Source organism: Alteromonas sp. K632G, from assembly GCF_017653625.1.
Lineage (GTDB): Bacteria > Pseudomonadota > Gammaproteobacteria > Enterobacterales > Alteromonadaceae > Alteromonas > Alteromonas naphthalenivorans.
The window spans coordinates 449352-462528 of record NZ_JAGGDM010000001.1 but is presented as its reverse complement, the minus strand read 5'-3'; the positions used below and the strand labels follow the sequence as shown (position 1 = coordinate 462528).

10 protein-coding genes are annotated in these 13177 nt (G+C 43.7%); all 10 read left to right on the top strand.

The genetic code is table 11. The annotated features are described in order from the left end of the window. Positions 1–61 precede the first annotated feature (61 nt). The 10 genes from J5X92_RS02090 (at position 62) to J5X92_RS02045 (ending at position 13065) form a co-directional block, all read left to right on the top strand. Positions 62–1018 carry a MoxR family ATPase gene (locus J5X92_RS02090; RefSeq protein WP_057793039.1) on the top strand — a complete coding sequence of 319 codons (957 nt, stop codon included), beginning with the start codon at positions 62–64 and terminating at the stop codon, positions 1016–1018. Positions 1019–1021: 3 nt separating this feature from the next. Then, complete coding sequence (locus J5X92_RS02085) at positions 1022–1984, top strand: DUF58 domain-containing protein (protein ID WP_126871893.1); 963 nt, start codon at positions 1022–1024, stop codon at positions 1982–1984. Next, on the top strand, positions 1984–2556 hold the full coding sequence (locus J5X92_RS02080) for a DUF4381 domain-containing protein (protein ID WP_126871894.1): 573 nt from the start codon (positions 1984–1986) through the stop codon (positions 2554–2556). The genes J5X92_RS02085 and J5X92_RS02080 overlap by 1 nt, the downstream gene beginning before the upstream one ends. After that, entirely contained in the window at positions 2549–3583 is a 1035-nt protein-coding gene (locus tag J5X92_RS02075; RefSeq protein ID WP_208804467.1) for a VWA domain-containing protein, read from the top strand. Before J5X92_RS02080 ends, J5X92_RS02075 begins: the two co-directional genes overlap by 8 nt. Beyond that, positions 3583–5589, top strand: a complete 2007-nt coding sequence (locus tag J5X92_RS02070; RefSeq protein ID WP_208804465.1) for a VWA domain-containing protein — start codon at positions 3583–3585, stop codon at positions 5587–5589. Before J5X92_RS02075 ends, J5X92_RS02070 begins: the two co-directional genes overlap by 1 nt. Further along, entirely contained in the window at positions 5590–7371 is a 1782-nt protein-coding gene (locus J5X92_RS02065) for a BatD family protein (RefSeq protein ID WP_208804463.1), read from the top strand. It abuts the gene before it with no gap. Positions 7372–7523: 152 nt separating this feature from the next. After that, complete coding sequence (locus tag J5X92_RS02060) at positions 7524–9377, top strand: DUF885 domain-containing protein (RefSeq protein ID WP_208804461.1); 1854 nt, start codon at positions 7524–7526, stop codon at positions 9375–9377. Between the two features lie 172 nt (positions 9378–9549). After that, complete coding sequence (locus J5X92_RS02055) at positions 9550–10107, top strand: sigma-70 family RNA polymerase sigma factor (RefSeq protein ID WP_041452566.1); 558 nt, start codon at positions 9550–9552, stop codon at positions 10105–10107. After that, complete coding sequence (locus J5X92_RS02050; protein ID WP_208804459.1) at positions 10100–10804, top strand: DUF3379 family protein; 705 nt, start codon at positions 10100–10102, stop codon at positions 10802–10804. Before J5X92_RS02055 ends, J5X92_RS02050 begins: the two co-directional genes overlap by 8 nt. Before the next feature lie 452 nt (positions 10805–11256). Further along, the gene (locus J5X92_RS02045) at positions 11257–13065 is read left to right on the top strand and encodes a GGDEF domain-containing protein (RefSeq protein ID WP_208804456.1); all 1809 of its coding nucleotides are present in this window, start codon (positions 11257–11259) and stop codon (positions 13063–13065) included. Positions 13066–13177 lie beyond the last annotated feature (112 nt).

Here is a 13177-nt window from a genome sequence, read left to right as displayed (position 1 = left end):
TTGGGCGAGTTAATTGGTTTACTTTTCCTGATAACTAGAATTTCAACGGAATAATTGCATTATGGCAGCGGAACAATTTCAGCAACTGCAGAAGTATTTAGACCAGCAAATCATTGGTCAAAGTGCACTTACCAAAAGCCTCCTTATTGCGCTTTTAGCTGATGGGCACCTTTTAGTAGAAGGGCCTCCAGGTCTTGCAAAAACCAGAGCAATTAACGCGCTTGCTAATGGTATCGACGGTGACTTTCATCGCGTTCAGTTTACCCCTGATTTACTGCCTGCTGATTTAACCGGCACTGATATTTATCGCCCTGAAACCGGTGAATTTGTTTTTCAAAAAGGCCCCCTATTTCACAACTTAGTATTAGCCGATGAAATTAACCGTGCTCCAGCTAAAGTACAATCGGCACTGTTGGAAGCCATGGCTGAGCGCCAAATAACGGTAGGCAGCAAGACCTACCCGCTTCCTCCTTTATTCTTGGTAATGGCGACACAGAACCCTCTAGAACAAGAAGGGACTTACCCACTACCAGAAGCTCAGCTCGATCGCTTTTTGATGCACGTCGATATTGATTATCCAGATGCCGAAACAGAGTTAGAGATTTTGCGATTGACCCGTGGTGAAGCATTATCAGTACCGCCAGTAACGCCGCCTAAATTAACCCAGCAAGATATCTTCTCTTCACGTAAAGAGGCGCTAGCACTACATATGGCGCCCGAACTTGAGCAGTATTTAGTGCAATTGGTGATGGCGACCAGACAGCCAGCTAAATTTGACGCCAACCTTGCCGAATGGATTGCGATGGGTACTAGCCCTCGTGCCACCATTAGTTTAGACAGATGCGCACGCGCACATGCGTGGTTAAGTGGCAGAGATTTCGTTGGCCCTGATGATATTCAAGCGGTGGTACATAATGTACTTCGCCATCGCATTATTTTGTCTTATCACGCAGAAGCACAAGGCATTACTATGAATGATGTGCTTAACCAAATTGTTGCTACCGTAGCTGTTCCATAAACGATGAGTGATGTTCATTCGCAGTTAGCGTTACTGCAAACCAACGGGGTTAATTTGTCTACTGCTGAACTATTGCGGTATCAGCAGTTGGCAAAATTATTTAGTCTTGCGCCCAAGCGTTCTCCTCAAGCCCGACTTGCTGGCAGCTATTTAACCAAGCACAAGGGTCGCGGCATGGAGTTTGACGAAGCGAGACATTATCAGCCCGGCGACGACATTCGTGCGATCGACTGGCGAGTTACCGCCCGTACCGGTAAAACCCACACCAAAATATATCGTGAAGAGCGAGAACGCCCTGTATTTTTGTTTTGCGACTTCTCGCCGTCAATGATGTTTGGCACACGATTACTGACTAAATCTATGCAGGTTGCCCACATCTGTTCGTTGATAAGTTGGTCTGCGGCAGCCCATGGCGATAAAGTAGGTGCCTTGTTATTTAACCAAAGCCAGCATAAAGAAGTGAAGCCCCTTGCTCGAAAACGAGCTGTTTTGCACATTTGTCACGAATTGATGGATTTACATGCTACTAGCCATGAGCAGGTAGCGAGTAATGAGGCTGATGTCCAAGCCTTTGCCGATGCGTGTGCTCGACTTCGTCGGTTAGCTCGCCCCGGTAGCCTAGTATACCTACTGTCTGATTTTCAGCATTTAGGCAGTGCAGCACAGCAGCATTTAAGTCAGCTTTCACGTCATTGTGAAGTGAGAGCAATTATTGTCGACGATCCTATTGAGCATACACTGCCTCAAACTCGCTCCATTCAACGGGTAAGCGTTTCCGATGGCATTAACCAACAACGATGGCTATTAGGTGACAGAAAAGAAGAAGATACCTATCAACGTTGGCGTGAACAACAAAACAGTGCAATGGAACAATCGCTTAAACAAGCAAATATTTCTCGTTACCATATTTCTGCGGGACTGCCTCTTGATACCCAAATTCAAGGCATGCAACAGGAGCGCTTTTGATGCAATCAGCCCAAGGTATGTCGCAAACCGATCCTCTTGCACAGCTTAAAGATATACACGTTCCTAACAATGTAGACATCTGGCCTCTGGACTGGGGCTGGTGGTGCTTAATTGCGTTATTTTTAGCAGGCACAATAAGTCTCATTATTTATCTTGTTAAAAAGCGTAAATTCAACAAGCCTCGTCGCGATGCACTAAAACTGCTTGGAAGTATCTCATCTTTAGATGAAAACTGGCCTATGCAAATCAATAGTGTACTAAAACGTACCGCCGTGACCTATTTCAAACCACAAGAAGTAGCAGGGCTTTATGGGAACAGTTGGCATGATTTTCTATTGAATACGCTGCCAGAAAGACGCAAAAATACTATGAGCGACTCACTATCAACGCTGCATTCGCAGCAGTACGCGCCCAAATGTGATAACAAGCATTTTAACGAATGTAGTAAAGCAGCAATTGCGTGGGTGAAACACTTTAACGTCACCTCGCCTTCTAATAATAAGAGATTGCGCGCTTCACAGCAGCCATCATCGTTTGAACAGCAAAAAGGTAAGGAGGCAACCCATGCTTGAGTTCGCATGGTGGTGGGCTTTGTTCCTACTTCCCCTTCCTATACTGGTTCGATATTTAGTGCCCGCGAAACCCCAGCACGTAATGGCTGCCCTACAAGTGCCTGCTTTAAGGCCGGGTATTCAAGACACTCCCTCACCGCTTAAAAGCAGCAAAATCCCGGTGGTTATTGCATCGCTAATTTGGCTCTGCGTGGTAATTGCAGCGGCACGCCCTCAATGGTTGGGAGAGCCCATAAGCATTCCGAGTGAAGGCAGAGAGATGATGTTGGCGGTAGATTTATCCGGCAGTATGAAAATTGATGACATGGAGTTAAATGGCAGGCAAGTGAATCGACTGACCATGACAAAGTCTGTGCTGTACGATTTTATCCAGCGCCGCGTGGGTGACCGTTTAGGCTTAATATTGTTTGCCGATACAGCCTACCTTCAAGCGCCACTCACTTATGACAGAGATACAGTTTCGACTTTACTTAGCGAATCTGTGATTGGTTTGGTGGGAGAGCAAACCGCTATTGGCGATGCTATTGGTTTGGCTGTAAAACGATTTGATGAAAAAGAAGAGTCAAACAATGTACTTATTTTGCTTACCGATGGACAAAACACCGCTGGTTTTATTACTCCTGAGCAAGCAAAAGAGTTGGCGGTAAATAAAAAAGTGAAGGTTTACACCATTGGCGTAGGCGCAGATAAAATGCTTATTCAAAGTTTCTTTGGTAGCCGACAGGTGAACCCCTCGCAGGAGTTAGATGAAGACATGCTTAGTGACCTTGCTACCTCTACAGGCGGGCAATACTTCCGCGCTAGAGATGTAAATGAATTAGAAGCCATTTACGCAAAGTTAGATGCATTAGAACCTATACAGGGTGAAGCACGCAAAATGCGGCCACTTACCGCTCTTTTCTACTTTCCATTGGCGGTAGCCTTAGCTTTATCTGCCTTATGGGCATTAGTAATAATTGGAAGTACATTGATTAAATCACTGTCACGCACACCTCTTTCATCAAGCGATAAAAAGGAAAGTGTGTAATGGAAGACTTTATTAACAATGTCCATTTTCTGCGACCCGAGTGGTTTATAGCACTTATTCCCGCGCTTATACTCTATATAGCTCTTAAGCGAAATACGTCGAAAAAGTCGGGCTGGCAGTCGGTTATACCCTCACATTTATATCAGCATATGGTGATAGGGAAATTTACGAAAGGGCAGAAGCCCCCATTCTGGCTGCTTGCATTAGGATGGTTGCTAGCCGTTGTTGCCTTAGCAGGGCCAACATGGGAGCGCCTCCCCCAACCGGTTTATCAACTTAAAATGGGCCATGTCATTGTAATGGATATGTCTCTGTCGATGCGTGCTACCGACATTACCCCAGATAGACTTACCCGTGCAAAATACAAAGCCATCGATCTTGTAAATCAAATAGGCGAAGGCGAAATGGGTTTAGTGGCTTATGCGGGAGACGCGTTTGTAGTGAGTCCACTCACTCAAGATGCAGCCAATATCACTACCCTGCTTCCAAGTTTATCACCCGAAATCATGCCCGTTCCTGGTAGCGACCCTTTGTTAGGTATTGAAACCGCAGCTGAGTTATTAACGAACGCTGGCTACAGTAAAGGTATGATCTACTGGATAACCGATGGCGTTGACTTTCGCCAGCAACAAGAACTACAAGAATACGTGGCCGAATTACCTTTCACCTTAAATGCGCTGGCGGTAGGAACAGATGACGGAGCACCTATCAGGCAGATAACAGGTGAATTACTTAAAGATAGAAGTGGCGCTATTGTGATCCCTAAACTTAATAGCAGTGCAGTCAATGCCGTTGTAAGAGCTAGCGGCGGTAAATTTAGTGAAATCACCACTAATGATGACGATATTACTTCACTCGCTTCCTTGTCGTTACTTGATAGAGACGGCGAATCTGAGGAAGATGCGAGTGATACCGAAGGCGACCAATGGCGCGAATTTGGCCCCTATCTATTATTGGGTTTACTTCCCTTAATAGCCCTTGGGTTTAGGCGAGGTTTAGTGTTTGCAGTCATAGCAGCCATCTACATGCCGATGAGCAGTGAATCTGTGATGGCGCAATCTGTCGCCCAAGAACCGCCGTCAGAGAATTCGACTTCCTCGTCAGTGTCGTGGTGGGAAAAACCTTTTTTAAATGCCAATCAAGAAGGGTTAGCAAACTACGCTGATAACGCATTTGATGAAGCCGCCTCTACTTTTGAAGACCCTGCGTGGCAAGGCGCGGCACATTACAAAGCCGGCGATTACGAACAGGCACTTGCCGCTTATCAACAACAAGGCGGTATTGAAGGTTTGTACAACCAAGGCAATGCATTGGCTCGCTTGGGCAAGCTAGATGAGGCCATCGCCAAATATGATGAAGTATTATCACTAGATGCTAACTATCAAGATGCTGCAGAAAATAAAGCGTTATTGGAACAGTTGAAGCAGCAACAAGAAGAACAAGAAGAACAAGAACAGCAAAATCAAGAAAATCAGCAATCGAATGAGGGTGACAACCAACAAGATTCTGGCGAAGGTGAAAATCAAGAAGGTAGCGACGATAATAGCCAAGATAGCCAAAGTAATGATGGTTCAAACAGTGAAGACTCATCTGAAGAAAATAGCGAGCAGAACGCGGCTGATAATCAGAATGCTAGCGATGAAAATGATAGCCAAAATGATCCCCAATCTTCACAAAATGAAGGGGGTGAACAAGATGATAGTCAGAACCAAAATGAGTCGGACGCGCAAGATGGTGCCAACGGTGAAGAAAACGACAAAGAAGACTCAGGTACCCCACAAAATACTGGAAATGAAGAAGGTACAGATGAAACCCAGCAAGAAACCGATGCAGCCATGGCCCAAGCTGGTGAGATGACAGATGCTGAAAAAGAACAACAGCAACGTCTTGAAAATTTAATGCGCAGAGTACCAGATGACCCCGCGTTCTTATTAAAACGAAAAATGCAATTAGAAGCGCAGAAGCGCCAAAGACAACGCATGCCTTCAAATCGGAGTGATTGGTAGATGAAAGCAATTTTATTCACTACAACCCTTTTCTTACTTTTACGCAGCATGGTTGTGCTGGCAGATGTGACTTCGGTTGAAGCCACCATCGATAAAAATCCGGTTATGCTTGATGAGGCTATTCGGTTAACCGTTGTGGCAAATGGCGGCGCAGACCGTGAATCTTTTGATAGCTCAATATTACTAAAAGACTTCGTTGTTGGTAGAACGTCGGTAAGCAGTCAAACATCTATTGTGAACTTCGACACCAAGAAAACCACTACCTGGACTACCACCTTGTTTCCGCGTAAAGAAGGTACCTTTACCATTCCGGCTATTAACATAGAAGGCAAACAATCTGCGCCTATGTCGGTGAGTGTTATTCCTGTTCAACAGTCTGATAATGTCGCGCGCGATTACTTTGTGACTACCGATATTGATTTAAAAGAAGCCTATTTAAACCAACAGCTTTTCTACACCATAAAACTGCATTTGGCGACGAATATTGAGCGCGGGAGTTTGCAATCGCCCACCATGCAAAATGCAGAAATAAAGCAGTTAGGTGACGATAAGCAATATACCGACATTGTAAACGGTCGCCGTTACCAAATTATCGAACGCCAATTTGCCATCGTGCCCCAAGCATCCGGCGAATTTACCATTAGAGGGCCGGTATTTACTGCTGAAGTGGCTGCCGCTAATACGAATCAACGTTTCGGGTTATTTAATAGAACTCAACAAGTGAACCGTGTTGGACCCGATATTACGGTAAATATCAAACCCATCCCTACTGGTATTGACTACCCATGGTTACCCACTGAATTGGCGCGGGTTGATGAAGAATGGCCCCAGGGCGATGCCTTTGTAGTCGGTGAACCTATCACTCGTGTGGTAACACTTACGGCACTAGGTGTAGTGGAAGAACAGTTACCAGAAATACCAGAGTTTTATCCTCCTCACTTTAAATTGTATCCAGATCAATCCTCTACCACCACAGTAGAAAAAGACAGCACCTTGATTGCACAGCGTAAGAGCTCGTTGGCGGTAATTCCCACTCAAGCAGGCAGCTTTGTATTACCGGAAGTCACTATTCCTTGGTTTAATACCTTAACCGAACAGACAGAGTATGCGACTATCCCGGCCCGCACAGTCACCGTTCAGCCAGCCAACGTTCAACCAGATGCTGGTGCAACGTCACCTTCTATGCCTACACAGTCAGGTTTCGATAATCAATCGGCTAGTAATGCGTCCTCAATACCTGCTAATCAAGCTAGCCAAACTGAAAGTGATAGCGGGCTAAATAGTGAATCACAAAATTCAGTAGCCAATAATGGCGAAGCGCAAACTCCCCATTACTTAACTTGGCTATTTGCAGCCCTCTGGGTGATCACGGCTATCGCTTGGATAGCGACTTATCTAATGCAAAGAAAGCAAAAGCCAGATTATACGGCCACTTCCGCTAATACTTTTTCAGCAGCGAATTCAGGTGATGAAGCGGCGGCATTTAAGTCGTTAATGGCGTCAGTAAAAGCGAGTAATACATCGGCAATTGCACCAGCATTGCAAACCTGGTTGAAGTGTTTATATCCTAATCAAAGAGGGTTTATAAATCCATCCGACCACGGTGCAACTAGTGAGATTCAGCCTCATTTAAATGCATTGCAGCAAACGCGGTTTAGTCAGTCGAAAAGCGATTGGAAACCAGAATCGATGCAAAGTGCGATTAAAAACGCCAGAGATACTTGGTTAAAAAACAAGAAGTCTGGTAAAAATACCTTAACTAATTTGTACCCCTCTACATAGATACTGCGCGAAGGAAAGGCGCTTTACTTGGACTGCTTGGCACGAGTAACTTAAAAAAGAGGCATTAACTCGTGCTAGGGGTACAAATTTAAAGATAAAGCTAAAAATTAGACGGTAGAAATACTACCGCGACCACCTAACCAGGAGAATTCATGAAAACACCACTGCTATCGTTATCACCAATTGCTATTGCAATGCTTGGGCTAATGGCATGTTCACCCGCACCTGAAACAAGCCAAACCACTCAACAACCGCCGCCAGCAGTAGAAACTGAAAGCCAAACTGATTCAGCACGAGTTAATGCTTTTTTTGAACGCACTTTCGAAGAAGATCTCAAAAGCTCGCCTATGTTTCAAAGCTACCTAGGCATCAAGTGGGACTATGATAAGTGGAATGATGTTTCTGAAGAGCAAAAAGAAAAAGACATTGCCAAAGCAAAAAATCGCCTTGAAACTATTGAAAGTTTCGATACAACTAAGCTGAGCGAGCAAGAAAAATTAAGCCTTCGTTTATATAAATTGGGTATTGAAAGAGATTTAGCTAACGATGAATTTCGTCATCACAGCTATGTAGTACACCAATTTCGTGCCGCCCATACCCAAGTACCTAGCTTCTTAATTAATATTCATGGTGTAAAAAGCAAAGAAGACGCCCAAGCCTACATTAGCCGTCTAGACAATGTGAGCGAGTATTTCAAACAAGTTATCGAGCAGATGAAGCTACGTGAGCAAGCCGGCGTATTTCCCCCTGCTTGGGCTTATGAGCAAATGATTGCAGCATCACAAAATGTGGTTACTGGCGCACCGTTTGATACCAGTGATACCCCCTCCACTATTTGGGAAGATTTCAATACAAAGGTCGATAACCTTGAGCTTGATGATGTAGAAAAAACCACCCTACTAGGTGAAGCGAAAGCCGCGCTAGTTACGTCTGTAATGCCGGCTTACAAAGACTTTATTCAAGAATTAGAACATCAAAAAACCATTACCCCTGAAGGTGACGGTGTATGGCGCTTGCCTGATGGCGATAAGTGGTATCAGAACCGCTTAAACTGGTTTACTACCACTGATTTAACTGCCGATGAAGTGCATCAGATAGGCCTTGAGAACGTTGAGCGTATCCATACAGCTATGCGCGATATTATGAAAAAGGTGGAATTTGAAGGCACGTTGCAAGAGTTCTTCGTATTTATGCGTGAAGATGAGCAATTTTATCTTCCAGCAACCGAAGCCGGACGTCAGCAGTACCTAGATGATGCAACGAAAGCCATTGACGACATGCGCGATGCTTTGCCAGATTACTTTGGCATTCTTCCCAAAGCCCCTATGGTAGTTAAGCGTGTTGAGGCGTTCCGTGAGCAATCAGCAGGAAAGGCTTTTTACCAAAGCCCTGCGCAAGATGGCAGCCGCCCTGGTACGTATTACGCAAACCTTTACGACATGAGCGCAATGCCAACTTATCAACTAGAAGCATTGGCGTACCATGAAGGCATTCCTGGCCATCACATGCAGCGCGCCATTGCACAAGAACTTGAAGGTGTACCTCAGTTCCAAAAATTCCTAAGCTTTACCGCGTATACCGAAGGATGGGGGCTATATTCCGAAGAGCTTGCTAAAGACATGGGTTTTTATCAAGACCCATACTCTGACTTTGGCCGACTTGCGATGGAATTATGGCGTGCATGCCGACTGGTTGTTGATACCGGTATTCATGCTAAAAAGTGGAGCCGTGAAGAAGCGGTGACCTATTTAGTTGAAAACACGCCTAACCCAGAATACGATGCACAAAAAGCAATCGAGCGTTATATCGCCATGCCGGGCCAAGCCACAGCCTACATGATTGGTAAGCTTAAAATTATGGAGCTACGAGAAAAAGCCATGACTGAGCTAGGTGATAACTTTGACTGGGCCGGTTTTCATGATGAAGTACTTAAACATGGCCCTGTTCCGCTTTCAATTTTAGAAGAAAATATCAACAATTGGATAGCCAGTAAAAAAGTTAGCTAGTTGTGTATTTCAAAATTAAACGGGTTCTAACATTAGACGCGTTTGTTATTAAATCCGCTTTCTACGCAATTTAATAACCTCTAGCAATGAAACTTAAAGCAGCCTTAAGGATAAACCTTCTGGCTGCTTTTTTGTGTCATAATTAATTAAATTAAAAAATGTCGGATTTTTTATGTTTGCACGAAATAGATCTGGAAGTAGTCAGGTCTTATCCAACATGAAAGCAAAACACAAACGATACGAAGCGCTCGTCAATGCGTTTCACGCAGATATATTCCGCTATGCATACTGGCTGGTTAAAGACCGCTCGGTTGCGGAAGATATTGTGCAAGAAACCTTTTTAAGAGCATGGCGCTCACTCGACTCACTCAACGATGAAAAAGCGGCCAAATCATGGTTAATTACCATATTGCGCCGTGAAAATGCGCGTCGTTTCGAACGTAAGCAATTTGATACTGTCGATATCGATGATGTGTCGGTGCATGATGAAACCCAAGATGCAGAAGGCGATGTACAAGACAGAGAGCTACATCGTTTGTTAGGCGGACTAAGCGACGAATATCGTGAGCCTCTGGTCTTGCAGCTTATATTTGGTTTTAGCGGTGATGAAATATCACAGCAACTGAATTTGAATAAAAATACCGTGATGACGCGATTATTTCGAGCAAGAAACCAATTGAGAGAGGCGTTAGAAAGGCAAAATGAACAGAGAGGTCAGGCAAATGGATGAATTAGAATTTAGGCGTCGAATTTACGCCGATCCAGAAACCACTGACAGTGATGTTATCGCCGCAGCGAAAGCTGATGAAAACAAACGTAAATTCTGGAACGAACAAAAGCAATTCGATAAGCAGTTAAAACAAGCTGTAAAAGTAGACGTGCCTGAAGATTTAAAGCACAAACTTATTTGGCAGCAATCGGCGAACGAATTTGCAATCTACCAGAAGCGTAGTCGCTGGTATGTGGCTATGGCCGCTAGTATTGCCTTTACGGTGGGGATAGGTTTTACCATGTGGTATCACCAGCCTGTTAGTATTGGCGGGCAGGCACTTGCTCACATGCAATACGCAGAGACTGAGCGAGCGCATACGTTATTGCCAGTAGATTTAGAGCAAGTTAATGCAAAACTAGCCAGTTTTGGTGGCAGTTTTACAGACATGATTGGTGATGTTGAAGTGGTTAACTACTGCCACTTAAGTACGGTAAGAAGTTTGCATCTTATTGTTGATACCCCGCAAGGGAAAATGTCAGTGTTTATCGTGCCCGAGCGCGGTGATGTGAGAGTACCGGCTGAGTTTGAAGACAAGCAATATCATGGCGAAAGCATAAAAATGCATCACGCCAATATTATGGTGGTTGGTAATAAAGACGCTGACTTAACTGAAATGAAAAAAGCCATTACCGACAGAATTCACTTTTCTGCTTAGCTTATTCTATTTTAGCTTTGGCTGTTTTAGCTTAGGTTGAATAGCTTAACGGTATCCACTATACCCACCTTTTTCAATCGGCCCTTGCGGCCGATTTTTTATACTTAAGTATAAGATAAAATATAGTTATCTGGCCCAGTATATTTAAACACTGCGCAGTTTACTTTATACTATTGTCTAATAATAACATTTGGTGTCGTTTTTCTTCCCTAGCGCCCGTCTAGAGTAGATAAGAAAACGAGTATTACCCTATGAATATACGCCTTAGTCGTGCGGTTTCCCCTCTTTTCTACTTCTTTTTTCAGAAGACACGCCTCTGTTTTTTCGCAGTCCTGCTCTCTCTTACTTCAGTTAATGCGGTTGCTAATAACTTTCAAATCGAAGAAGAAAAGTTTCGCCAATTAGGCAATCTTGTTAACACTGTTATGTACATGTGGAATAGCCCTTCTGGGATGAGTAACGATGAGATCATTCCTCTGGTTGAAAAGAGCGGAATTCAAGAGGATTCATCAGAGATTGGTAAGGTAATCAAAACCGTTCTTTATCACTTAGACAGTTCTCTATCTACTCCAGATTCAAAACTTCCCTTAAATTTGGTTGAGGAAGCATCGCCAGCTGATTGGGCGTATCTCAAGAATATTAATGTAAGCCGGTATTTTGCTTTAAAAGCCGTCTTTATTATGTATAAAACTGCGAATGCGTATTTAGAAACGAGTGAACGTTTAGAATATAGCATTCCCCTACTCTATTCGCTCAAACAAGAAGCCTTAAAAACCACAAATCATCATGCGGTCGCCATTGCAAGCATCTGGCTTGCAATGGAATATTCCGAAATAAATCAAATGAAAGCCGTCGTGGAAATTGAATATGCACTGCCTTTCTTGAAACATTTTGATAAAGAGTACAACCTAGAAACTGCACTTAATAAAAGAATGGCGCATTCATGGCTCGCCGATGCTTACACCAATCTGAATGTTTATAGTCGTGCAGTCGCTCACCAGAGATTCGTCATAGAAGATAGCCACGAACATGACATTGCGACGTCCTACGTATATGTTGGAATTATCAATAGTCTAAACCACTTACAAAGATTCGACGATGCATTCACATTGGTGGAGGAGGCTGAGCAAGTTTCTAACGAAAATCGAAGTGTTCAACAAACGCTATTCAGTTTATGGTTAAAAGTCAGTGTTTACCTTCACAGAGATAAACAGGGCGATCGTGAGAAAATAGCCGCGTTAACTGAAAACTTATCTCACTTTGAGGGCACTACACTTCCCACTAATATAAATTTAGTGCCCGTATTATCTGTTCTTAAAGCAACTTATTTGGCCCTTGAAGGCAGCGACGCTAATTTCGAAGAGGCCATGAATTTGTTAACGTCGGATTTTGACTCACAAGCTAAGCGTTCTTCCTACAGTAGGTCTATTTTACTAAACAAGCATACCCTCCTTAGAGATTTATTTACGTTAAGAGGCCATTTTAAGAAAGCGCTTTACCACCAGCATCAGTACGATTTTCTGAAAAGCCAGCCCAATAGAGCATATATACACTTGGATGAGTTAAGTATCGATTCACCGTTGCAACGAGACATCACCATTAACAAGTTGCAAGAAATGGCACGACTAAAAGACAAACAAACCTTAAAGTTAAAAGCGGAGCGATTCCAAGCCCTCACTTTTGCGTTAGCTGCCCTGATGTCGACGTTTTTACTTTTCTGGTTTTGGCGTGAACAGCGTTCGCGTGCTCAAGCCAGTGAAATTGACGAGCTAACAGGCGCTCTTTTTCGACGTGCTATGTTTAAAGAAATCGCAAAACCTATGTCCAACAAAATTGCATCCTGTTTAGTGCTCATCGACCTAGACCACTTTAAACAGGTCAATGACAGATATGGTCATGTGGTTGGGGATGAAGTACTAACAAAATTTGGGCAAGTTGTTCGCCAGCGTATTAGAAAGACAGATAAGTTCTGCCGCTATGGCGGTGAAGAGTTTTTGTTATATTTGCACGATACAACAGAAGAAAACGCGAATGCCTTGCTTGAAAACATAAAGAAATCGTTAGAGAGCAATAAGAATTGGTCAGCAACTGACTCTACATTTAGTGCTAGCTTTTCTGCCGGCGTCATTCAGGTAAAAGGCGAGCGTAATATCAATAAGATTATTAAGGCATGCGACAATTTACTCTATCGCGCTAAAAGTACCGGCAGAGGTAAGATAGAAACCATGTCGTTCCCCGCTTATTTGAATGAAAACATATAAAATCAACGTCCATTTCGGCCTTGATAGGTTTCTACATTTAGAAAACTTTATTGGGGTTTGCACGTATCCACATATGCAAGGTTAATGACTTACGTAGAGAGTCTTTGCTATT

What these genes read in the sequence shown, in the direction of transcription:
- J5X92_RS02085 (WP_126871893.1), top strand. Translation starts at nt 1,022, where the DNA reads ATGAGTGATGTTCATTCGCAGTTAGCGTTACTGCAAACCAACGGGGTT.
- J5X92_RS02050 (WP_208804459.1), top strand. Translation starts at nt 10,100, where the DNA reads ATGGATGAATTAGAATTTAGGCGTCGAATTTACGCCGATCCAGAAACC.
- J5X92_RS02060 (WP_208804461.1), top strand. Translation starts at nt 7,524, where the DNA reads ATGAAAACACCACTGCTATCGTTATCACCAATTGCTATTGCAATGCTT.
- J5X92_RS02055 (WP_041452566.1), top strand. Translation starts at nt 9,550, where the DNA reads ATGTTTGCACGAAATAGATCTGGAAGTAGTCAGGTCTTATCCAACATG.
- J5X92_RS02070 (WP_208804465.1), top strand. Translation starts at nt 3,583, where the DNA reads ATGGAAGACTTTATTAACAATGTCCATTTTCTGCGACCCGAGTGGTTT.
- J5X92_RS02045 (WP_208804456.1), top strand. Translation starts at nt 11,257, where the DNA reads ATGAGTAACGATGAGATCATTCCTCTGGTTGAAAAGAGCGGAATTCAA.
- J5X92_RS02075 (WP_208804467.1), top strand. Translation starts at nt 2,549, where the DNA reads ATGCTTGAGTTCGCATGGTGGTGGGCTTTGTTCCTACTTCCCCTTCCT.
- J5X92_RS02080 (WP_126871894.1), top strand. Translation starts at nt 1,984, where the DNA reads ATGCAATCAGCCCAAGGTATGTCGCAAACCGATCCTCTTGCACAGCTT.
- J5X92_RS02090 (WP_057793039.1), top strand. Translation starts at nt 62, where the DNA reads ATGGCAGCGGAACAATTTCAGCAACTGCAGAAGTATTTAGACCAGCAA.
- J5X92_RS02065 (WP_208804463.1), top strand. Translation starts at nt 5,590, where the DNA reads ATGAAAGCAATTTTATTCACTACAACCCTTTTCTTACTTTTACGCAGC.